The sequence below is a fragment of the Chloroflexus sp. genome (genome assembly GCF_034431535.1).
Taxonomy (GTDB): Bacteria; Chloroflexota; Chloroflexia; order Chloroflexales; family Chloroflexaceae; genus Chloroflexus.
Window position 1 is genome coordinate 58,046 of the sequence record NZ_DAOUDC010000027.1, and the last position, 22,552, is coordinate 80,597.

The window sequence follows — 22,552 nt, forward strand, 5'->3', positions numbered from 1 at the left end:
CTTGTGCTATGCTTGTGCTATGATATGCTATGTCCATCGGTGTACCGGTGGCAGTGAAGGAGTATGCAATGTTTACTGCGGTCGATCACATTGGCCTTGTGGTGGCTGATCTCGATGCGGCGATCGATTTTTACCGCACCGCCTTCGATATTACGGAATGGGAGCGGATCGAGCTGCCTGAGCGCCATGCTGCGATTGGAGTGGCCCGGTTTGGCGATGTGTTGATCGAGTTGATTGCGCCGACCAGTGATCAAGCGAGTTTTGCCCGCTTCTTGCGCGAGAAGGGGCCGGGGATGCATCATATTGCCTATCGCGTCGATGATATCAATGCCGCGCTGGCCACCCTCCAAGCGCGGGGCATTCCATTGATCGACCGCGAGCCGCGTCCCGGCATCCACGATACGCTCGTGGCCTTTGTCCATCCGAAGGCAGGCGGCCAAGGGGTGTTGGTTGAGCTGGTGCAGCATCGCTCGCACCATGCGTAAACGGGCATCTTGCCCCGTGATAGTACATGTATCTTGAGACAATCGGAGTAGACGTATGATAACCAACGACGCAGATGATCGCCGCCTGTTGGTGAGCATGAGCGTTGGTCAGACGGCTTACGCCGTGTGGGCAAAACAGGCGCGGCGTGAGCGCTTCTTCAACATTGCCCGTCTGCTCGACGCATCGGCGGCGGTCAAACGGGTGCGCGTCGAACAGGCGATGCGTCGATTGGGTGAAGTGGTGCAGACGCTGACCAATATCAATCGCGCACTGGCCGGCCTTGAACCGGAAGCTGTGGCGACCGGGTCAGTGACTGGTACCAGCGCCTTTCAGCGCGAACTCCTTGAACGGGCTGCACGTGCGCTAGCCGATGGCCGTGATCTCACCTATACCGAGCTTGGCGATCTCTTTGTGTGCAGTACGTGTGGCCGGCTGATGGAAGGCGATCCGCCGGCATTCTGCCCTGAATGCGGCACTGTGCGCGAGGGATTTCTCGAATTCCGGATTGTCGATGGCATGGGCACGCTGGGGCCGCACGCCATCGTGCGCCGGCTTGAGCAAGGCTTGAAAACGGTGCAAGCGCTGGTGGCCGGTCTCAGCGAAGACCAATTGGCCATGCCAGTCAACGGTTTCCCGGCCTTCAAGGATCTGATCGGCCATCTCGCCGACATGGATATTGTCTTCCGCGAGCGAGCATGGATGATCTTGGAGACCAACCAACCGAAACTGTCCTCAGCCCATCCGCCGACGCTGCGGAGTGCGGTGAAATACCGCACGATGCCAATCGACGAGTTGCTCGAGCACTATACCACCAGCCGCCAGCAGACGTTAGGCTTGCTGCGCGGTCTCACCCAAGCGGCGTGGCAGCGGATCGGCCATCACGAAATCTACGGGCCGGTGCCGCTTTTGCATCAGGGGAATTGGGTCGTTGCGCACGAGCAGGGGCATCTGATCGAATTAGCGCAAATGCGCCATAACATGTTGTACGGGCATAACCGCGTCATCGATATTGCGCAAGAAATATTACACCCGTAGCACCAAACGGCGTGCGGCTCCAAAAGCCGCACGCCATACCTCATCACGTCAGATCCAACCCGCTCAGGCTGTCGTACAGCACATCAAGGTTTTCCAACGCTAAACCGGTGCCGATCGCCACACACGATGCCGGTTGGTCGGCCACGTAGCAGGGCACGCCCGTCACTTCAGTCAACAGGTCATTGATCCGGCGCAGCATTGAACCGCCGCCGGTCATTACCATCCCTTTGTCGATAATGTCTGAGCTGAGTTCCGGCGGCGTTTCGACCAGCACCGCGCGCACCGCATTGACAATCGCTTCCAGCGGCTCTTGGATCGCCTCAGTAATCTCGTTGCTGTCAACTTGGATCGTGCGCGGCAACCCGGTCACTTGATCGCGCCCGCGCACCTGCGTCACCAGCGGCTTATCGAGCGGCAACGCCGAGCCGATCTCAATCTTCACCGCTTCGGCGGTGCGTTCGCCAATGAGCACGTTGTATTTCCGCTTGATGTACGAGGCAATCGCTTCATCGAACCGGTTGCCGCCGACCCGCACCGAGGTGCTCACCACAATGTCATTGAGCGAGATCACGGCCACTTCAGTTGTGCCGCCGCCGATGTCGATCACCAGATTGCCCGATGGTTGCGCAATCGGGATATTGGCCCCAATCGCGGCGGCTAACGGCTCGCGGATCAGGTAAGCCTTGCCGGCCCCCGCCTCAAGGGCCGCGTAGCGCACGGCCCGCATCTCGACGCTGGTAACGCCGGCGGGAATACAGATCATCACTTCAGGCCGCGAGAAGCGAAATCGTCCAGCCGCGCGCCCAATAAAGTGGCGGAGCATCTCTTCCGTCACCACATAATCGGCGATCACGCCGTTGCGCATCGGACGCACCACTTCGATACTCTCTGGTTCACGGCCTAACATTGCCATCGCTTCGGCGCCGACGGCGCGCACGCGCCCGTCGCGGGTGCTCAGCGCCACCGCCGATGGTTCGGAAAGGACGATGCCTTTGCCTTTGACATACACTAAGACATTGGCTGTGCCAAGATCAATCCCGATTTTGCGGGCCATAGGTGTTCCTACTGATGAATGTCGGAAACGGCAGCGTGTGATGCCATTTCAAAGTAGTCGTGATGGGTCAGCGTTTCGCATGCCATTGCGCGGACGCTCAGCGCCGGCAGTCATCTTCACTGAGCGCAGCATGGTTGATTTCCATCGGCTACAAAGCCGCCTCAGCCCAATCGCGGCGTATTATAACAAATGATGAGGGATACTGGCAATTGACAATAGGGACACAGCACTGCTGTGTCCCTTTGCGTTTACCGTCTTTGCGTTCCGCGCTGCACACCGGTAGGTGGTTACGATTGGCGCTGTTTGATCTTGTTGAGTTGGGCCACGCGCAGACGCACCATCTCTTTGCGCAGTTTGGCTTCGGCCAGCGCCATATCGCTCTCGCTCTGCGCCTCGCGTCGGCGCGCTTCAGCTTCGGCCCGTGCCTGCTCGGCCCGCGCCTCGTCGATCTCATCGGCCCGCTCGACCGTATCGGCGAGAATAGTCACCCGGTGCGGCAGCACCTCCATAAACCCGCCCGACACGGCAAACGGCGTGCGCTCGCCATTCTTGATGATATCGAGCTCACCCGGTTCGAGGATCGTCATCAGCGGAGCGTGGCGCGGCAGAATACCAACCCGGCCGTCTTTGGTCGGTGCGCTGATCATATCAACGTCGTCTGACAGAATGACCCGCTCGGCGGTGACAATCTCTAAATGGATGGGCATGGACTGCTCCTTCTGCCTGCCATAGACCAACGCCGGCGGCGACGGCTAGCCCGCGCCGCCGACCCGGTCTTACTTCTGGCTCGCCTGATACGCGGCCAGCACGTCGTCGAAATCGCCCTGCATGTAGAAGAACGACTCAGGAATGTGATCGCCTTCGCCGTTGAGCAGACGGGCAAAGCTCTCAACCGTCTTCTTCACCGGCACATACTTGCCAGGCCGGCCGGTGAACTGTTGCGCCACCGTGAACGGCTGCGAGAAGAACAGCTCAATCTTGCGCGCGCGCTGCACGGTCAGCTTGTCCTCGTCGCTCAGCTCTTCCATACCGAGAATGGCAATAATGTCCTTGAGGTCTTTGTAGCGCTGCAACACGCGCTTCACCTCTTGCGCCACCCGGTAATGCTCCTCGCCGACGATGTTCGGGTCGAGAATACGCGAGGTTGATGCCAGCGGATCGACCGCCGGAAAGATCGCGCGCTCGGCGATGCTGCGTTCGAGCGAGATCGTCGCGTCGAGGTGGCTAAACACGGTCGCCGGCGCCGGGTCGGTGTAGTCGTCTGCCGGCACGTACACCGCCTGCATCGACGTAATCGAACCGCGCTTGGTCGAGGTAATCCGCTCTTGCAGTTCACCCATCTCAGTGCCGAGCGTCGGCTGATAACCCACCTGCGACGGCATACGGCCGAGCAGTGACGACACCTCGGAACCGGCCTGCACGAAACGGAAGATGTTGTCGATAAAGAGCAGAATGTCACGCCCCTCATCACGGAAGTACTCGGCCATCGTCAGGGCGGTCAAGCCGACGCGCAGACGCGCTCCCGGTGGCTCATTCATCTGGCCGAAGACCATCACCGTCTTATCAAACACGGTGGTGTTCTCGTCGATGCGGGCCTCGCGCATTTCGTGAATAAGGTCATTCCCCTCACGCGAGCGCTCACCCACCCCGGCGAAGACCGAGAAGCCCGACTGCTCTTTGGCGATATTCGCAATTAGCTCCTGAATTACCACCGTCTTGCCCACGCCGGCGCCACCGAAGATGGCGGTCTTGCCACCGCGGGTAAACGGCGCGATCAGGTCAATGACCTTAATCCCAGTCTCAAAAATCTGGGCTTGGGTGTTCTGTTCCTCAAAGCTGGGTGGGTCGCGGTGGATCGGGCGGCGCTCCACCTCTGGGCCAATCGGCGCCATCCCATCGATCGGGTCGCCCAACACGTTAAACACGCGGCCCAACGTCGCCGGTCCAACCGGTACCGCAATCGGGCGACCGGTATCGATAATCTCGAGCCCGCGTCGCAGGCCATCGGTCGAACCCATCGCGACCGCCTTCACCACGCCATTGCCAAGCTGCTGCTGCACCTCGCAGACGAGGCGGCCGCCGTTTTCCAGCGGAATCTCAATTGCGTTATAGATCTCCGGCACCTGATCCTCCGGGAACTTAGCCCGGATGACCACGCCGATAATCTCTTGAATAACCCCCTTTGCCGGCATCGGCTCCTCCTCTTAGCATTAACTAGCGAGAGCAGCGGCGCCCGAAGCGATCTCGCTGACCTCTTTCGTAATAGCGGCTTGCCGCGCCTTGTTGAATGAAAGCGTCAGATCGCGCACCAGATCCTTCGCGTTATTGGTAGCGTTGCGCATCGCCACCATCCGCGCGCTATGCTCGCTAGCGATGCTCTCAAGCACCGCCTGATAGATCTGGGTCTCGACGTACCGCGGCAGAATGCTATTCAACACCTCTTCTTCACCCGGCTCGTACGTATAATCGACGTTGGTGGTCGTTGAGATATCGGGGCTTTCTACCGGCAATAACTGCTTAATCGCCGGTCGTTGCACCAGCGTATTAATGAACTCGCTATAAATGATGTAGAGTTCGTCGTGCTTACCCGCTTGGAAACCGCTAATGGCGCTGATCGCCACACCGAGGATCGCCTCAAGCTTGGGCGCATCGCCGAGGCGCGTGGCTTCGCCGGCGGGTGCAAAACCCGTGCGCAGGAAGAAATCGCGCCCTTTGCGGCCAAAGGTGTAAATATCGACCGTGCGGCCCATAGCGCGCTGCTCGGTGATAAAGCGCCCAGCGCGGCGCAAGACGTTGGCGACAAGGCTGCCGCAGAGACCGCGATCAGGCGTCACCACCAACAACGCCACACTCTTGACCGTTTCGCGCTTTTCGAGCAGCGTGCCGCGGCGCGCTGCGCCTACCACCCGCGCCGTCAAATTGGCCATCACCTCCCGCATGCGGTCGGCATACGGGCGAGTAGCTAACACATTCCGTTGGGCGCGCCGCATCTTCGAGGCCGATACCATCTCCATCGCCCGCGTAATTTGGGCAACGTTCTTCACTGATCGGATGCGGCGCTTAATCTCGCGACTACTCGGCATATCGAACCCTTTGCAGTCATGCGACCGGCGAGCGGGCCTGTGCCCGCCCGCCGGTGGAGCCTGCTAGCTATAATTGCTGGTTGCCTTAAACTCCTTAATCGCCGACTCCAGCGCCGATTTTACTTCCGGCGTGGGGAACTTGCGATCAAGGCGATTGTCGTAGATCAGCTTCCGCACCTCTGGATGGGCGGTGCGCAAGAAGGCCAGAAAATCATCGCGCCACTTGGTAATCATCGGCACCGGCACATCGTCGAGGTAGTTGTTGGTAGCCGCATAGAGCACCGCGACCTGATCCTCGACTGCTAGCGGCTGGTACTGCGGCTGCTTCAGCAGCTCTTGCAGGCGCTGGCCACGCTCGATCTGCGCCTTGGTGGTCGCATCGAGGTCGCTGGCAAACTGGGCAAAAGCGGCCAGATCGCGGAACTGGGCCAACTCGCCCTTCAGCTTGCCGGCCACTGCGCGCATCGCCCGCGTCTGCGCCGCACCACCCACGCGCGACACCGAGATACCGACGTTGAGCGCCGGGCGCTGACCGGCATTAAACAGGTCAGACTCCAGATAAATCTGGCCGTCGGTAATCGAAATCACGTTGGTTGGGATGTAAGCCGACACGTCGTTGGCCTGCGTCTCGATCACCGGCAGCGCGGTCAGCGAACCGCCGCCGTATTCCTCGCTGAGGCGGGCGGCGCGTTCGAGCAAGCGCGAGTGCAGGTAGAACACGTCACCGGGGTACGCTTCGCGGCCCGGCGGGCGGCGCAGCAAGAGCGATACCTGCCGGTAGGCGACGGCGTGCTTGCTCAGGTCATCATAGACGATCAGGGCATCGCGCACCAATTGCCCATTGAGCATCACGCCATTCTCCATAATCTCTTCACCCATCGCGCAGCCGGCGTAGGGCGCAATATACTGGAGAGCGGCGCTTTCCGAGGCAGTTGCCGATACAACAATGGTGTACTCCATCGCGCCATACTTTTCAAGGGTACCGACCACTTGCGCCACCTGCGCGCGGCGCTGGCCGATCGCAACATAGATACACACCATCCCTTGGCCCTTCTGGTTGAGGATGGTATCAATTGCGACGGCCGTCTTGCCGGTCTGGCGGTCACCGATGATCAACTCGCGCTGGCCGCGCCCGATCGGGATCAGGGCGTCAATCGCGATAATACCGGTTTGCACCGGCGTATCAACCGACTTGCGGGTGATGACGCCCGGGGCGATCCGCTCAATCGGGCGCGTCTTGTCGTACAGAATCGGCCCCTTGCCATCGATCGGCTGGCCGAGCGGGTTCACGACGCGGCCCAGCAGACCCTGCCCGACCGGGACGGAAATCACGCGCCCGGTCGAGGTCACCATATCCCCTTCCTCGATCGTCTCGTCATCGCCGAGAATAATCGCGGCGACGCTATCTTGTTCGAGGTTTAGGGCAATGCCATAAATCGATTCATTCCGGCCGGCCTTGGGCGGGAACTCAACAATCTCAGAGGCGACGACCTGATCAAGGCCGGACAGCCGCGCGACGCCGTCACCGACGGCAATCACCGTTCCGACATTGACCTGACGCGGCTGAAGGTCGACGCCGCTGGTGATCCCCTGCTTCAGCCGGGCGATCAATTCTTCAGTAATCGTCGTCATGCTCTACTCCGTCGCGCTGGCGGCCGGCGACACCGGGCCAGCGAGCTGAGTGCTACTTTAACTTGCCTGCAATGCGCGCTGAATGGCGCTGAGGCGGGCGCGCAGGCTATTATCAAGCACCTGATCGCCAACCCGGATAATCAACCCGCCAATCAGCGTCGGATCAACATAATACGTCACGTGAACGTCACCGTAGCGCTGGCGCAACTCGCTCGCAATGCGCTCTTTCTGCTCACTGCTCAGCTCGATCGCGCTGGTCACACTCGCGTCGATTACGCGGCTACCGGCCTCGAGATAGCTCTGCAAGGCGGTCGCCACAGCGCCCAACTCGCCGGTCAGCCCCTCTTTAGCCATTGCGAGCAAGAAATTGCGCACTTGGGGCAGCAGATCGGCCGGCAGGGCCGCCGCAGCATCGCTCGGCCCAAGGCCAGCGATCCGCGGCACCGCGGCCCGAATCTGCTCGGCGGCGGTGGTGAGCAGCGCTTCCACGAGCGGGCTGGCCAGCTCCCGTGCATCAATGGTCGTTGCCATACGCTCTGTTTCCTCTGGCAGACTAGTGGCGCCAGTCTGCGACGTTAGTTGCGGCGATCAAGCGCCTTCAGTGACTCGGCAATCAACGCATCGTGGCCGCGGGCCTGCAATTCGGCGCCGAGCACACGGCTCGCCGTCAATGTGACCAGATCAGCGATCTGAGTCTTGGCTTCGCTCATAATCTGCGCGCGCTCTTGCTCAGCCTGCGCACGAGCCTCTTCCTTCAGGCGCTCGGCCTCGCGGCGCGCCTGCGCAATGATCTCAGCCTCCTGCTGCTTGGCCCGCTCTTGCGCCTGCGCCACGATCTTGGCTGCCTCCTGACGCGCTTTCGCTAGTTCAGCCTCGTAATCGCGCTTGGCGTTGGCCAACTGCTCGCGCACCTTTTCTGCATCTCGCACACTCTCTTCGATGCGCTTGGTGCGCTCGTTGAGCAAATTCATCACCGGACGGTACAGCAGCGCGCGCAGAATGAAGATCAGCAACAGAAAGTTGATCAGTTGCGCGATCAATAGGGTCGGATTAATACCTAATGCTTCCACCCTGCAAACCTCCCGTAAACGCGCAATGCTCTACTGCAACACGCCGAAACCGATCAAGAACGCAATCACCAGACCGAAGATAGCGAGCGCTTCGGTAAAGGCGATACCGATGAACATGTAGGTGATGACCCGGTTCTCGATTTCAGGATTGCGGCCAATCGCCTGCACCGCACCCGACACGATGATGCCAATGCCAACACCCGGCCCAATAGCGCCCAGACCAACGGCGAGCGCGGTTGCGACGAGATTCAGACCCTCCATGATTGAGATGCCTCCTTAAAGCAGACTCTGCAACGATACCTTACACCTAAACGATCGCGGAAGATCCGCGTGAACCCGATCAATGTGCGTGCTCCTCGTCGTGGCCGGTTACGGCAATGTTGAGGAAGGCGTAGGTCAGCAGCGCAAAGATCAACGCTTGGATAAACCCGACGAACACCTCGAAGCCGTAGAAGGGAAGCGGCAGCAACAGCGGCACGAGGAAGGCCATCACCACCAGCAGCACTTCGCCGGCGAAGATATTGCCGAAAAGACGGAAGGCCAGCGCGAAGGGCTTCACCAGCTCAGAGATAAACTCGATAATGCCGACGAACGACATAATGCCGTTCAGGTTGAAGAATTTCTTCAAATAGCCCGGCCCAAGGGCGCGGAAGCCCCAATACTCGATGAAGACGAACGAAATGATCGCAATCGCGAAGGTAAAGTTGAGGTCAGCCGCCGGCGCGCGGAAGAGCGGGATCAGCTTCTTGCCCTGTGCAGCGCAGGTATCATGCACTTCCTCGCTCTCGGCTGTTAGCACGCTGGCCGGGCCAGCAATTGCCAACCGCTCGTCTACAACGACGCCATGCTTCTCTTTCTTCTCGTGGCAAACGCCAATCGAGCCAACCCCCGGCAACAAGCCGAACCAGTTGCCAAACAGCACGAAGAGGAAGATCGTCGCTACCAATGGGAATGCGGTTGCGACATACTTTGCGTTGATGTTGCGGAAGAGATTGTACAGCGTTTCGAGAATAAACTCCATCACATTCTGCAACCCGCGCGGCACCATCTGCAAATTGCGAGTGGCGGCAAATGCCAGCGCAATCACAAAAATGTCAATAATGATGCTAACAACGAACGAGTTGGTGATGGGGAAACCGGGGATGCCGTCAAAGATGACTTCGGCGGCGACTTCGACATGCGGCGGGCCGGTGTAGAGGAAAAAGCGACTAGCAATCGAAATGATGAGCGCCCCTACAATGATCAGAATGTTTCGAGTCCGCGTTGACAACGCCTACCTCCTGCTCGACAACGTCGGGCATTGCTCAGCGCCCTGCTCTGTGCGCGCTGCAGCCCGGAGCGCGAACGACCACTTTTTTGTTCCGTCTTTCACAAGCAGTATAACGCACTTCGCAACATTTCGCAAACAACTCATGCAGAGATTATTACGGTTTTGCGAAGCCGTCGCGAGTATACCATAGCTATACGGTACGGGCAAACGGCGAGGAAGGGGGCAGAGATGCAGTGCAGTCGTCGTAGGGGTGGTAGGGGCATAGCGACCCTACGCCCCTACGACGACCGCGCCAACACATCGCGCAATTCGCGAATGGCGCGTTTGGCATTCACCCACACGGCACCGATCTTCGAGCTTGCAACTCGCTTGTTGAAGACCAAAACCAGCAAAAACCGCTGTGCTACATCGAAACAGTAGAGGTCGATGTTGACGCCTTCGTGGATGTAGACGCTGGTCGCATCTTCCTCACGCAACTGGCGCGCAACCTCACCGGTCGTTGAGAAACCGGTCGACAGGAGAGGCAAAACCACCATCAACGGCAAGTTGCCTTTATCGCCAGTTTCGACCAAAATCATCCCGGCGCGGTCGGTCAGCATAATACTCTGCGTACCGAGATCTTGGCCCAATTGACCCATAATACTGCGGATTGCCGCAATATTTTGCTCGGTCACGATCAGGTTACGGCCATCGCTGCGCCAAGCGAGCGGCGGCTCAGCCGCGGCGGGGGTAGCCGCCGAGGTGGATGGTGTGCTGGACCGGCGCTCGGTGGCCGCGCGTGAACGGGCGGCCAAGCCGCCTTTATGCGGCGACGCTTCACGGGCAGCCGCCTCGCGGGCAGCGCGTTCGGCTGCTTCTCGCTCGGCCGCTGCCCGCTCAGCCGCCTCGCGGGCAGCGCGTTCAGCCGCTTCGCGTTCGGCCCGCGACGGCAACACTACTCGCGCCGGGGTAAAGGGTCGCTGCGGAGGGGGGGCAGCCGGCGGTGCGGGTGGTTCTTCCTTTGCAACAGATGCGGGCGGTTCGCTACGCGGTGTCTCGGCAACGGCGCGCGTTGTTGCCGGCGGCGATGGCGGTGCCGGCGCAGCGCGCGGCGTATCGAGTGCGCTGCTCACGGCTGCGCGCACTGCATCTAGACTCACCTCGCCGCTCAGCACCGTGCTCACGCCAGCGGCCTTGGCCCGCTCACGGTCAGCATTGCTCAGGCCAGCGCCCCACAATACGACCCGTGTATGCGGGTCAAAATTCGGTACAATCTCGGCGAGATCAAGACCGCTCATCTCGTCGAGTTCGAGTTCGCTCAGCACCAGATCGGGCGGCTCAGTGCTAATGGCCCAGAGCGCATCGTTGGCTGAGTCGAAGATTTGTACCGTTGCATCGCCGGCCATCGCTGCGGGTAAGTTTCGCAAGATAGGATTAGCGCGGGCGACCACGACAATACGACGATAGGTCATTGAATTCTCTCACGGTATCGCTCAATGTGTAACCGTCTACTACTGCCCATAAGTATACCCGAAACAGCTACGACTTGAAGTAGAAATTTCGGGGAAGTACGTAGTCAGGCTATCACTTCAACACAACTACGCGGCAGCCAAATCGCTTCGCCGCTGTTCAGCAGCACTTCGGCTGCCGCAGTGCGCACGCCCGACGACAAGCGTTGGGGCAAGGCCGGCAGACTGCGCACCGATCCGGTTTGGCCGAGATGGTCATGATCGAGCAGGCGCACAAGCGCGCCGATGCGCAGCGGCGGGCGCGGCGGTTCCAGTGATGCTGTACTGCTGCGCGATAGCGGGATGATCACCCGCGGGCGGCGATGGGGGTGGCGCAGGCTGGTGTTGCTCTCGATGAAGACTTCACGGCGGTCGTTATTGGTGAGCAAGTCAAACAGCGGCGCTGCCATGGGCGCATTGCCGATGCCTTCCGTAAGCACGATGGTCAGCGGTGCGGCAATGTTGCCTGACCATTGCCAATTGCGAACGCCGATTGGCCATAGCACACGCTTGGCCCACTGAAAGAACGCGCGCAGTTCGCGTTCGGCGATGCTGCCGATGATCATCCCACGCACTTGATGTTCAACCGCTTTCCTGAGGGCAGCCGCGCTGATCCCGCTGCCGCCGATGATAATGGCGAACATGCTCTGGGCATCGATCATCTGCTCAGTGATCGGTTCGCCCGGATCGAGGGTGAGCAAGCGGGTGACGCCGTTGCAATCGCTGCCAAACCCGCTGGCGCCGTACAGTTGCGCAGCCGGCGTTTCGATCACAATCCGCCGGTTGTCGATAACCTCCATCACAATGCCGCGAATGCCGGCGGTGAGCATTATCTGGCGCGGTTCGGGCACAATAAACGCATAGCCCGTGGCTGGATCCACTGCGTGTAGCGTGCCGTTGACTGGGCTCAGCACACGGCGGCCAAACAGACCGCCGCGCCGGGCCAGCACGGAGCCGGCATTGATCGGTTGGCCGATCGGCGCTACGACCGCTCGTGTTGCCTGCGCCGGCGGCAGGTTGAGCGCGCGCGCCAGATTGAGAATGTGCGGCGCGCTAGGGTCTACCCCGCGCGCAATCACATCATCAGGCTCGACGCGCCCGCCTTGCCTGACCAATATCTCGCCGGGTTGCGGCAGGGTGCGTTCGACGCGGGCCAGCGTGCTCTTGATAATTGGAGGAACGCCATCGGGTACGTACAGCATAGTGCATGTGCCTGTGCGTGACGGTATTTATTGCGTCATTATAACACGGAACAGCTCGTGACCGTTGGTTTGCGGTGAGCGTTGCCTCATTGCAATGCGGATGCACCAGCGAGGATGCGGCGGGCGGAATCTGGTTATTGCGGCAGACGCAGCGATAAGGGATGCGCTGCACTGCCGAAGCGGATATGCCGGACAATGAATTCCATTGCTCAATAAATCTGTACCGGTACGCCGAGATCGGCCCATTCATACAACCATTGGGCGTCATCAATCCGCAAATTGATGCACCCATGCGACATGCGCACCCCCGTGCCGTGAGCATTGTGCCAGTAGGTGCCGTGCAAAGCGACGCCGCCGACCACGTACTGCACCCATGGAATGTTTGGGACGTACCAGCACTCGCCGCCGAGGCAACCGGTCATCGTCTGTTCGGGCAAGCGGTAATAGATCGCGAAATCGCCGCGGGGCGTGTTAAATCCGTCGCGTCCGGTTGCGACGGGGGCCGTAAAAACGAGCAACTGGTCTTCGTAGGCGAAGAGTTGCTGGCGAGCCAGATTGACTTCGATCCGGCGTGACCACAGCGCCGGACTCCAGTCAACGGCGCCGGGCAGGCGCGCGACGGGGGCGGTATTGATGCCGAGCAGGTCGGCCAATTGGCGGCCTAGGTCGTCGATCGCGACTTCGTGCAGTGCATCGAGATCGAAGCCATAAATACCTTGTTGCTGGCGGAGAAAGGGCGAGAGGGCATCGGGCCGGTAGCGCAAGCGGGCACGCTCGAAATATTGGATGACGCTGCCATCGCTGGTGTGTTCGGCGCTGATGGGGAAGCCAAAGATCGGCAAACCGCCGCGCCGTTCCCAAAACTCAAGAAACTCGCCGCTCAGGGTGTACCCGGTTTCGGGAAAGAACGCACCAGCCGCGCCGGCGGCTTCCGGCGGCAAAGCGATCGATTGGCGGACAAGCCATTCTTGCCCGATCAGACCAAGCTGAACTTGCAGCGGCGTGCCGGCATATTCGGGATGGTACTCAAAGCGAGCGCGCTCGAAATATTGCACAATCCGGCCATCGATCACCAATTCTTCGCTGATCGGTATGCCAAAGGTGTGCAGTTGGCCGTTGGCGCGCCAGAAATCGAGAAAGCCAACCCGATTGGAAAGGTGATGGCCGGTGGCTGGGAAGTAAACGGTACGCACGATCGGCAACCGGTCGAGTTGGGCAATAGGGTGAGCCGCTGCCGTTGTGTTCCAGTAGAGCCGCAAGCCGAACAACAAGAGCCCGCTGCCCAGCAGCAAGAGCGCAAAACGTAGGCGAGCGGACGGCAAATGGGCAATGGGTAACATACGAGTCTCAAGCAATAGACGGCGACATGGTGCATAGGCGAATAATACCGTTATTATATCAAACGCCGTCAAGATTCCGCTTTGCGCAGCGTCTTGCGGAAGAGTAAACTCTCTGGCTATACTACGGTAAGCAAGGTTGCAATGCGAGCGTGGTATGGCAGATCTCTTTACACCGCTACAAGTGGCTGGCCGGCGACTGGCAAATCGAATTGTGATGGCGCCGGCGCCGAGTGGGCTGGCCGGGCGCGATGGGTTCTGCCATGCTGCGCTCGTGAGTTATTACGAGCGGCGAGCGCGGGCCGGGGTTGGTCTGATCGTCACCGAGCCATTGTTGATCTGCGAACCGGGTGAGCCGGCAGCGCACCTCGGCATTTGGCACGATGGCTTCTTGCCCGGTTTGCGCCGGCTTTCGGCGGCAGCGCATGCCTTTGGCAGCCGGATCGCCTTTTTACTGGAAGCGCCGGCGGTTGGCATGCCAGCAGCGAGTTTCGTTGAGTTGTACCTCCAAGCGGCGTGGCGCTCGCTGGCAGCCGGCGCTGATGGAGTCTTCCTCTCGATTGCCGACGATGGCGCGCTGGCGCAACTGGTCTCGCCGTGCTTGACCTTGAACAATGGCGGCGCTACCGGCGACCGAATCCAACCGGTGCTCACCATTATCGAACACATTCGCCAGCGTTTTGGCCGGCGGCTGTGGGTTGGGCTGCGCATGCCGGCGGCTGAACTGATCCCCGGCGGGTTGGGCCATCAAGACGCGCGCCTGATTGCACGGCGGACAGTGGCTGCTGGCGCGCAGCTTCTCGATGTGACGGTCACTCGTTACACTCCCGATGTGGCCCGGTTTCCGGGGTGGACGATCCCCTTGATCATCGGCATTCGCCGCATCGCCAGCGAAGCGGTGGTGATCGGTTCTGGCCAACTCAGCGATCCACTGCTGGCTGATGCGGTCATTCAAGATGGGAGCATCGATCTGGTGATGCTCTGCACTGCGTTGCGGGTGATGCCGGAATGGCCCCAGATGGCGCGCCGGATCCTCTTCCCGGTCAGCGTAGAATGACTAACAGCACGCCAGCAGCGACGGCAGAGCCAATCACGCCGGCCACATTGGGGCACATCGCTTGCCAAATCAAAAAGTTCTGCTTATCTTCCGCTTGCGCCACCCCATGAGCTACGCGGGCCGACATCGGCACCGCTGAAACGCCAGCAGCTCCGATCAGCGGGTTGATCTTGTTGTTCGTGAAGAGATTGTAGAATTTGGCGAATAGCACCCCGCCAGCAGTGGAAATGGCGAAGGCGCAAGCGCCAAGGGCGAAGATCGCAACCGAGCGCGGAGTGAGGAAGTTGCTGGCTTGGGTGCTGGCGCCAACCGTTAAACCGAGCATAATCGTCACGCTGTCGATCAGGGCGCTGCGCGCGGTTTTGGCTAGCCGCTCGGTAACACCGCTCTCTTTGAGCAGATTGCCGAAGAAGAGCATGCCGAGCAGCGGGAGGGTGTCAGGCACAATCAGCACGCAAACGATCAACCCGATAATCGGAAAGAGGATCCGTTGCGCGCGGCTGACTTCAGCGGGGGGCGGCATCCGGATCAGGCGCTCTTCGCGGGTGGTCAGCAAGCGCATAATTGGCGGCTGGATCACCGGCACCAGCGCCATGTAGGAATAGGCCGACACCGCGATCGCGCCAAGCAGATCAGGCGCGAGCCGGGTGGCGATAAAGATGGCCGTCGGGCCATCGGCTCCGCCGATAATCCCGATCGCTGCTGCTGCCCGCAACAACCGCAGCGGATCATCGGCGCTGGCGAGATTGAGGAACGGCAACCGCGAACCGAGGAACACCGCCATCATCAGGGTGAAAAAGATTCCGATTTGGGCGGCGGCGCCGAGCAAGATCAGGCGCGGTTGGGCAATTAAGGCGGAAAAGTCGGTCATTGCGCCGATGCCGAGAAAGATCAGGGGCGGGAAGACGCCGGCAATGACGCCAAAGTAGATATAGTTGAGCACGCTGCCCTGATCGTAGACGCCTTGCCCCATCCCCGGCTCGAACGGCATATTGCCGAGGATGATGCCAAACCCGATCGGCACCAGCAGCAATGGCTCGAAGCCGCGGGCAATCGCAAGGTACACGAAGACACATCCGACAACAATCATCAGCAGATTGCCCCATGACAGATGGGCCAACCCGCTCGCTTCAAAGAAGCCGATCAGCCATTCCATCAGGCAAACTCCAGTAATGGTTGGCCTTGCCGCACCGAATCGCCAACCTTGACATTGATCGCGCGAATCGTGCCAGCTACCGGGGAACTGACGTTCGAGTTCATCTTCATCGCTTCGATCACGACCAACGGATCATTTTCCTTCACGTGATCGCCGATGTTCACCTTGATCTCGGCCACGATGCCAGCAATGGGCGAGGCCAATACCCCCGGCCCGCTGGGATGGGTGTTGGGGGGCGGGGCAGCGGGGGCGGCGGTTTGCGCTGGCGGCGTGGCTGCTCGAGCCGGAGGCAACGCATTGATGCTGGTTGGCGCGGTGAGGGTCGCCTCATCATCGTCGGCCAAGACCTCAACTTCGACTTCGTAGCTGATACCGTTGACAGTAATGCGCAAGCGTTTCATAGCGACTCCGGTTTATTTGTATCGGCGAGCAGGCAGTGAACGGGCGGTGATAGGTCAAAGCACTGTTACCGGTGCAGTTGGCGCGAAGCCATCACGCTTACCCGGCCTAAGCGCGTCCACATGCCTGACGGTTGGCGGTAGTAACGCACCCGCAGGACCCGCACCGGTTGCTGCAACGTTGCCACAGCGGCTGCCGTTAGCACGGCAATCAGTTGGGGGTCAAGCTGATCGGCGGTTGCCGGCGGCTGCGGTGGGGTAGCTGGCGTTGCCGGCGCAACCGGCTTGGGCCGGAACAGGCGCTGGCTGGCGCTGAGTGCGCTAAGGCTGATGGCGACGATAGCTAACACAATGAAGACGATCGTGACGCCGGTGATCGTGATTTGCAACCCAACCAGCAACGGATCGGCAGTCGGATCAATCATGCGCCCTCCCTCTCTTCTCTTCACTCATAGCGGTACTAAACCGTGCTTCTTCTGCGGGCGGAACTCACGCTTGGTGCGTAGCGAGGCCAGCGCGAGGCTGAGGTAGCGCCGGGTTTCGCTCGGCGCAATAATGCTATCGATCAGGTTACGGGCCGCGCCAACGTAGGGTGAAGCGAATTCAGCCCGATAGAGGCGCAAAAACTCAGCGCGGGCGGCGGCTGGGTCTTCGGCCTGCTTAATCTGCTCGCGGAAGATAATATTGACCGCGCCTTCCGGCCCCATCACCGCGATCTCGCTGCTTGGCCATGCCGCGACGCGATCAGCGCCAAGGTCTTTGCCGCACATGGCCAGATACGCGCCGCCGTAGGCTTTGCGCAGGATCACCGTAATTTTGGGGGACGTGGTAGCCGAATAGGCGAACAGCATCTTTGCGCCGTGGCGGATGATGCCGCCGCGCTCTTGGGCGACGCCGGGCAAGAAGCCGGGCACGTCAACGAAGGTGATGATAGGAATGTTAAAGGCGTTGCAGAAGCGAACAAAGCGTGCGATCTTATCAGAGGCGTCAATATCGAGCACGCCAGCCATGACCATCGGCTGGTTGGCGACAATCCCGACCGTGTTGCCATCAATGCGAGCAAAGCCGATCACGGCATTATCGGCGAAGCCGCGCTGAATTTCGAGAAAATCGCCGTCGTCAACTAGCCGCTTGATGATCGGAATCACATCGTACGGTTCACGCGGGTCATCGGGGATGATACTATCGAGCACAGGATCGGTGAACCAGCGCAATTCGCCATCGCCACGCTCCGGCGGATCTTCGAGGTTATTCGCGGGCAAGAAGCTGAGTAACCGCTTGCAAATCTCGATCGCCTCTTGATCATTCTCGGCGATAAAGTGGGCGACGCCGCTGCGCACTTGCGCTTCCGGCCCGCCCAACTCTTCCCCGGTCACATGCTCGCCGGTCACTTGTTTGAGCACTTCCGGGCCGGTGATAAACATCTCGCTGCCGCGCACCATAATGATAAAATCCATCAGTGCCGGCGAATAGGCAGCGCCGCCGGCGCAGGGGCCGGCAATGATGGCAATTTGCGGCACGACCCCAGAAAGTAACACATTCCGGTAAAAGATGCGCCCATAGCCGCTCAGTGCGTCAATGCCCTCTTGAATGCGCGCGCCGCCGCTATCGTTGATGGTGATGAATGGCGAACCGCACTTGAGGGCGAGATCCATCGTTTGGCAAATCTTATCGGCGTGCATCTCGCCGACCGAGCCGCCGGCAATGGTAAAATCTTGCGCCGCCACAAACACTTGCCGGCCATCAACGCTGCCGCAACCGGTAATGACACCCTCGCCGGGCATCTCTTTATCGGCCATGCCGAAGGCGGTGCAGCGATGGCGGGCAAAGAGATAGAGTTCCTGAAAAGTATCGTGATCGATCAGTAGGTGCAATCGTTCGCGGGCAGTCAATTTGCCGGCTTGATGCTGGCGAGCGATCCGGTCGGGGCCGCCACCCTGTTCGAGCCGGTGGCGCTGCTGGCGGAGCGCCTCGATCCGGGCGCGGAGGGTTAATGGAGCGGCAGCGGATGATTCCGTATCGCGCTGAGTCATGGTCGTTCCTCCCTGTGAACGAATGGCCACGCTCGCTCGCGGCATAATCACATGCAGAGCGGCGTTGTGGGTAGTGGGCGTTGTGGGTAGTGGGTGGATCGATTGATAGATCGCTTTGGGTATTTACAGATGTTAGTATAGCATGTGCAATAGTTGCGTGCAGTAAAATAGGGTCACTCTTTGGCAACCGTGTATTGTCGTTTGGTTGACGGAGTAAACGCATGACAACCATCCCCGCGCAGCTGGCCCGCCCGTGGCTGGTCATCCTCTGGCTGGCGCTAGCGGTGTTGCTGGCGAAAGGCACGTGGTTTTCCGCTTCAGCGGTGGTGCCGGCATTGACCGCTGAGTGGGGGTTAGACGATACGGTGCGGGCGTGGTTGACGATGTCGGTGCAACTGGGCTTTGCCGTGGGCGCGTTTGGTTCAGCGGCGCTGGGGTTAGCCGACCGCTGGCCCACCCACTGGTTCTTTGCTGGGGCGGCGGCGCTAGCGGCCCTCTGCACGGCATTGATCGCGTTGTTTGCCGAGGGGCCGGGGTTAGCGTTACCGTTGCGGTTTTTGACCGGCATGGCGCTGGCAGGGGTGTATCCGGTCGGGATGAAGATCATGGCAACGTGGACGCAGCGCGGGCGAGGGTTGGCGATTGGGGTGTTGGTTGGCGCGCTGACGATCGGTTCAGCTTCGCCGCACTTGCTCAATGTGTTGGGCGGGATTAGCGATTGGCGGCGCACGCTGTTGCTGGCTGCCGGGTTGGCGGCGCTGGGGGGCGTGATGGTGGCGGCGGCGGTGCGAGAAGGGCCGCTGCGGGCGGCTACGCCGCGCTTTAGCTGGGCGCAGGTGGTTGATGTGGTGCGCGAGCGGCCAGTGTTGTTAGCGAATCTCGGTTATCTCGGCCACATGTGGGAATTGTACGCGGCGTGGGCATGGCTGCCGCTCTTTCTGTTGGCCAGCTTCGAGGCTAGTGGCGTAGCAGCGCATTGGGCCGGCGTGGCTGCCTTTGCCGCAATTGCGATGGGCGGCCTCGGCAGCGTCGTGGCTGGCGCGCTCGCCGACCGGCTGGGGCGTACCACAATTACGATCGCGGCGATGGCCATCAGCGGCGGTTGCGCGCTGGTGATTGGGCTAGCGTTCGGCGGCAATCCGTGGCTGGTCACCGGTTTGGCCTTGCTCTGGGGCTTGACCGTCGTCGCCGATTCAGCCCAATTCTCGGTAGCGGTAAGCGAACTCTCGCCCCCCGGACGCACCGGCACCGCTTTGACCTTGCAAACCAGCTTGGGCTTTCTGCTCACCTTGATCACGATCTGGCTGGTGCCGCCGCTGGTGGCTTGGGTTGGCTGGCGGTGGGCCTTTGCTGGGCTGGCGCTTGGGCCGGCGATTGGCATCTGGGCGATGGCGACGCTCCGGCGATTGCCGGCGGCGGCGCGCTTGGCTGGCGGGCGGGGGTGAGTGCGGCGGGCCGGTAAGTGTGATACGATGGGGCGAGTATGTCCGCAGGGTTGTTGCAGGTAGGCGACAGGACTAATGACAGCAGAGAATAGGTTGCGATTGCCGTACTGGTGGCGCGTGAGTTGGCCCTTCCTCTGGTTTTTGGTCTTGACGATTCTCTGGACGTGGCCGCTAGCGATGGAGATGACCACCGTCTTGCCCGGCAGCGGGGCTGATCCGTTGTTGCAGACGTGGATACTGGCGTGGGATGGCCACGCGCTGTTGCACCATCCGGCAAGCGTCTGGGATGCGCCAATCTTTTTTCCGTATCCGCGCACGTTGACGTACAATGACCACCATCTGCTCTGGGCAGTGGTGATGTTGCCGGTCTTGGCGTTCGGCCAGCCGGTGGCGGCGTACAACGCGCTGCTGTTGCTGAGTTTTACCCTCAGCGGCTGGGCAGTCTTTCTGCTCAGCCGTGATATCCTCGCTGAGCACACCGAAGCACCGGCGGCGACCATCGGCGCGTTGCTGGCCGGTGGCTTGTTTGCCTTCAGCACCTACCGGATGGCGCATTTGGCGCATCTCAACTTGCTCCACACGGCATGGTTGCCATTGGCGTTGTACTGGCTGCGCCAGATGGCGGTGCGGTCGGGCGGGGCGTTTTGGCGAGCGGCGGCGTTGACCGGCGTGTTTGCCGGTGTGCAAGCGGCGACGGCGATCTACTATGCGCCGATGGTGGCGCTGGCGGTGGGGGTGGCGGCTTTCGTGTGGTTGTGGCCGGTGCGCTGGCGGTCGCCATTGGCGCGACGGGCGGTGGGGCGCAGCATTGGTGGATTGGCGCTTGCCGGCGCGGTGGCAGCGCTGATCGCGCTGCCGTTGCTGCTGCCCTATATGACGGTCTATGCCTATCTCGGCATTGTGCGTTCGCTGGGGGAGCTGGTGCGGTGGTCGGCGCCGCTGACGGCGTATCTGTCAGTGCCGGCGGGGAATGTGCTGTATGGCGCCGGGGTGACGCCGGTGCAGCCGGGCAGCGAGCAGGAGCTGCTGCTGTTTCCGGGGGCGCTGTCGGTGGTGTTGGCCGGGATCGGCGGCTGGCGGTGGTGGCGCGTGGCGCGGCGTGACGGGTTGGCGCTGCTGTTGATCGGGGCGGTGGGCGTGGTGTTGTCGCTGGGGGTGGCGTTGCGGGTGCGCGGCGATGAAGCGGGAGTGGTGGCGGCGTTGCCGTATGGTTGGTTGTACGAGCGAGTGCCGGGGTTTAACGCGCTGCGGGTGCCGGCGCGGTGGTGGATGCTTGGCAGCTTGGCGGTCGCGGTGCTGGCGGGGATGGGGGCGGCGTGGCTGTGGCGGGGATGGGGGCGCTGGCTCGTACCGGTGGTGGGGGCGCTGGCGCTGCTTGAACATCTGGTATGGCCCATCCCGCGGATCGAGCTGCCCGCGCCGCCGCCGGTCTATCAATGGCTAGCGCAATCGTCGCCGTCTGCTCATCGCGTTGTGCTGGAATTGCCAATCGACGCAAAATTGCGCTCTGAGCGGATTACGTGGCGCCAGTTTTTTCAAATCTCTCATTGGCGTTCGTTACCAATCGGATATAGCGGCCTGTTTCCGAATGGTTCGCTCGAATTGGCGCGACGAGTTCAGCTTTTGCCCGATAACGATACGGTGCGCTATCTAGCAACACTGGGCATTGATACGCTCATTATTCATCGCAATGATTTTTCTGATCCAACCAAAGCAGCTCATCTGATAACGTGGGCTGATCAGACACCATTGCTCGAACGAACGGCAGCGATTGGCGAGGCGGTGGTATATACGCTGAAATCCCAGCCGGTCATGCCGGAAGATATAGCCGGTGCTACGGTCTATCTCTCAGCCAACGAGCGCATACCCGGTTTGGTTGTTTTGGGGTTAGCGCGGCGTTGGCGCGAAGCTGGCGCTGTGCTCTATGGATCAGCGCGGATACGCTACTATCCGGCGTGGGAGACTCCGCAACCCGGCCAAGTCTTCGACTACGTGATGCTGGCGCGTTCCGAGGATCCAAGTTCCTTTGGCGTAGGCGAGCGTGAGGCGCGATGGCAAGGTGAAGGCATTGTTCTCTATGAAGTGCCTGATATACTCTTGACGTCTTTCACGCCGGGAGTGCCGGACATCGGCCAATTCCATCCACGCCATCCGGCGACGCTGACGGTGCGGTTGCGTGGTGATAGCGTGGAGGTTGGCCGGAGCCGGATTGTCTTGCCTACTGTGGTGGAATCCGCGACCCTGCTGCTCGATGTGGCGAGTCTGACCGAGCAAGAGGTGCAGGTGGGCGAGACGAAGCAGCGGTTGGCAGCCGGTGGGCAGACGCTAACTGTGCCGATCAGCCGTGATCAACCGGTGACGATCAGCGGCGATGCGGCGACGTTCAGCATCGTGCGTGTGCAGCTCTGGCGGGGAACGCCGGCACTGGATGCAGTGGGTGGCGTGGCGTTGACGGTTGAGAGCACGTTTGCCGGCTCGCGGCTGCAGATTACTGCGCAGTATAGCGGGAACACCCCCCTGCTGCTTGAAATTCATGGCGCGGAAGCGGGAACTGAACGGCCCGTGATGTTGGCGCGCGGAACGCTGCCGGTATCAGCGGCAGGAGCGGTGGACGTGACTATTGACGCGCGCCAGCCTCAGGCGGCGTGGTTAAGCCCATCACGGGCTGCGGTGGATGGCCGGTACATCGCGTACGTGAAGCTCAGTCCTGACACCGATGGCCTTCCGATTGCTCAATTTCAGGTGCGCAACGGCGAGCTTGTAGCTGCGCAAGCGGTGCCGCTGCCGTTGACGATCTTGCGGTGAAG

Annotated in this window: 21 protein-coding genes; 5 read left to right on the forward strand and 16 right to left on the reverse strand. The window is 60.8% G+C overall.

Going from position 1 to position 22,552, the window contains the following annotated elements; translation table 11 throughout:
• Window positions 1–29: 29 nt before the first annotated feature.
• Window positions 30–485 carry a VOC family protein gene (locus U9R61_RS06925; RefSeq protein WP_322488083.1) on the forward strand — a complete coding sequence of 152 codons (456 nt, stop codon included), beginning with the start codon at window positions 30–32 and terminating at the stop codon, window positions 483–485.
• A 55-nt stretch (window positions 486–540) separates the two neighbouring features.
• Window positions 541–1,521, forward strand: coding sequence for a DinB family protein (locus U9R61_RS06930; RefSeq protein WP_322488084.1), 981 nt, complete (start codon window positions 541–543; stop codon window positions 1,519–1,521).
• Window positions 1,522–1,564: 43 nt separating this feature from the next.
• On the opposite strand, the gene U9R61_RS06935 is transcribed toward U9R61_RS06930, so the two are convergent.
• The 12 genes from U9R61_RS06935 to U9R61_RS06990 all read right to left on the reverse strand — a co-directional run bounded on the left by U9R61_RS06935 (window position 1,565) and on the right by U9R61_RS06990 (window position 13,659).
• Window positions 1,565–2,575: a rod shape-determining protein gene (locus tag U9R61_RS06935; protein ID WP_322488085.1), complete on the reverse strand. Its 1,011-nt coding sequence runs from the start codon at window positions 2,573–2,575 to the stop codon at window positions 1,565–1,567.
• Between the two features lie 287 nt (window positions 2,576–2,862).
• Window positions 2,863–3,282 carry a F0F1 ATP synthase subunit epsilon gene (locus tag U9R61_RS06940; RefSeq protein WP_322488086.1) on the reverse strand — a complete coding sequence of 140 codons (420 nt, stop codon included), beginning with the start codon at window positions 3,280–3,282 and terminating at the stop codon, window positions 2,863–2,865.
• A 69-nt stretch (window positions 3,283–3,351) separates the two neighbouring features.
• Window positions 3,352–4,767, reverse strand: coding sequence for a F0F1 ATP synthase subunit beta (atpD, locus tag U9R61_RS06945; RefSeq protein WP_322488087.1), 1,416 nt, complete (start codon window positions 4,765–4,767; stop codon window positions 3,352–3,354).
• 18 nt (window positions 4,768–4,785) lie between these two features.
• Window positions 4,786–5,658: a F0F1 ATP synthase subunit gamma gene (locus U9R61_RS06950; RefSeq protein WP_322488088.1), complete on the reverse strand. Its 873-nt coding sequence runs from the start codon at window positions 5,656–5,658 to the stop codon at window positions 4,786–4,788.
• A 63-nt stretch (window positions 5,659–5,721) separates the two neighbouring features.
• Entirely contained in the window at window positions 5,722–7,290 is a 1,569-nt protein-coding gene (gene atpA / locus U9R61_RS06955) for a F0F1 ATP synthase subunit alpha (protein ID WP_322488089.1), read from the reverse strand.
• A gap of 57 nt (window positions 7,291–7,347) precedes the next feature.
• On the reverse strand, window positions 7,348–7,821 hold the full coding sequence (gene atpH, locus U9R61_RS06960; RefSeq protein ID WP_322488090.1) for an ATP synthase F1 subunit delta: 474 nt from the start codon (window positions 7,819–7,821) through the stop codon (window positions 7,348–7,350).
• Between the two features lie 44 nt (window positions 7,822–7,865).
• Window positions 7,866–8,360 carry a F0F1 ATP synthase subunit B gene (locus U9R61_RS06965; protein ID WP_322488091.1) on the reverse strand — a complete coding sequence of 165 codons (495 nt, stop codon included), beginning with the start codon at window positions 8,358–8,360 and terminating at the stop codon, window positions 7,866–7,868.
• A 30-nt stretch (window positions 8,361–8,390) separates the two neighbouring features.
• Window positions 8,391–8,621 carry an ATP synthase F0 subunit C gene (atpE, locus tag U9R61_RS06970; protein ID WP_322488092.1) on the reverse strand — a complete coding sequence of 77 codons (231 nt, stop codon included), beginning with the start codon at window positions 8,619–8,621 and terminating at the stop codon, window positions 8,391–8,393.
• Window positions 8,622–8,700: 79 nt separating this feature from the next.
• The gene (atpB, locus tag U9R61_RS06975) at window positions 8,701–9,630 is read right to left on the reverse strand and encodes a F0F1 ATP synthase subunit A (protein ID WP_322488093.1); all 930 of its coding nucleotides are present in this window, start codon (window positions 9,628–9,630) and stop codon (window positions 8,701–8,703) included.
• Between the two features lie 278 nt (window positions 9,631–9,908).
• Window positions 9,909–11,081: a response regulator gene (locus U9R61_RS06980; RefSeq protein WP_322488094.1), complete on the reverse strand. Its 1,173-nt coding sequence runs from the start codon at window positions 11,079–11,081 to the stop codon at window positions 9,909–9,911.
• Between the two features lie 104 nt (window positions 11,082–11,185).
• Complete coding sequence (locus tag U9R61_RS06985) at window positions 11,186–12,319, reverse strand: hypothetical protein (RefSeq protein WP_322488095.1); 1,134 nt, start codon at window positions 12,317–12,319, stop codon at window positions 11,186–11,188.
• 209 nt (window positions 12,320–12,528) lie between these two features.
• A complete protein-coding gene (locus U9R61_RS06990; RefSeq protein ID WP_322488096.1) occupies window positions 12,529–13,659 on the reverse strand; it encodes a L,D-transpeptidase in 1,131 nt (376 codons plus the stop codon).
• A gap of 154 nt (window positions 13,660–13,813) precedes the next feature.
• Between U9R61_RS06990 and U9R61_RS06995 the strand changes: the two genes are divergently transcribed.
• Window positions 13,814–14,713, forward strand: coding sequence for an NADH:flavin oxidoreductase (locus tag U9R61_RS06995; protein ID WP_322488097.1), 900 nt, complete (start codon window positions 13,814–13,816; stop codon window positions 14,711–14,713).
• Here the strand turns inward: U9R61_RS06995 and U9R61_RS07000 are convergent.
• The 4 genes from U9R61_RS07000 to U9R61_RS07015 all read right to left on the reverse strand — a co-directional run bounded on the left by U9R61_RS07000 (window position 14,700) and on the right by U9R61_RS07015 (window position 18,300).
• A complete protein-coding gene (locus U9R61_RS07000; protein WP_322488098.1) occupies window positions 14,700–15,869 on the reverse strand; it encodes a sodium ion-translocating decarboxylase subunit beta in 1,170 nt (389 codons plus the stop codon). The genes U9R61_RS06995 and U9R61_RS07000 overlap by 14 nt on opposite strands.
• Window positions 15,869–16,270 carry an acetyl-CoA carboxylase biotin carboxyl carrier protein subunit gene (locus U9R61_RS07005; RefSeq protein ID WP_322488099.1) on the reverse strand — a complete coding sequence of 134 codons (402 nt, stop codon included), beginning with the start codon at window positions 16,268–16,270 and terminating at the stop codon, window positions 15,869–15,871. Before U9R61_RS07005 ends, U9R61_RS07000 begins: the two co-directional genes overlap by 1 nt.
• A 65-nt stretch (window positions 16,271–16,335) precedes the next feature.
• Window positions 16,336–16,692 (reverse strand): OadG family protein, encoded by a 357-nt coding sequence (locus tag U9R61_RS07010; protein WP_322488100.1) that lies wholly within the window; start codon window positions 16,690–16,692, stop codon window positions 16,336–16,338.
• A 24-nt stretch (window positions 16,693–16,716) separates the two neighbouring features.
• Window positions 16,717–18,300 carry an acyl-CoA carboxylase subunit beta gene (locus tag U9R61_RS07015; protein WP_322488101.1) on the reverse strand — a complete coding sequence of 528 codons (1,584 nt, stop codon included), beginning with the start codon at window positions 18,298–18,300 and terminating at the stop codon, window positions 16,717–16,719.
• 221 nt (window positions 18,301–18,521) lie between these two features.
• Between U9R61_RS07015 and U9R61_RS07020 the strand changes: the two genes are divergently transcribed.
• Complete coding sequence (locus U9R61_RS07020; protein ID WP_322488102.1) at window positions 18,522–19,745, forward strand: MFS transporter; 1,224 nt, start codon at window positions 18,522–18,524, stop codon at window positions 19,743–19,745.
• A gap of 75 nt (window positions 19,746–19,820) precedes the next feature.
• Window positions 19,821–22,550 (forward strand): hypothetical protein, encoded by a 2,730-nt coding sequence (locus tag U9R61_RS07025; protein ID WP_322488103.1) that lies wholly within the window; start codon window positions 19,821–19,823, stop codon window positions 22,548–22,550.
• Window positions 22,551–22,552 lie beyond the last annotated feature (2 nt).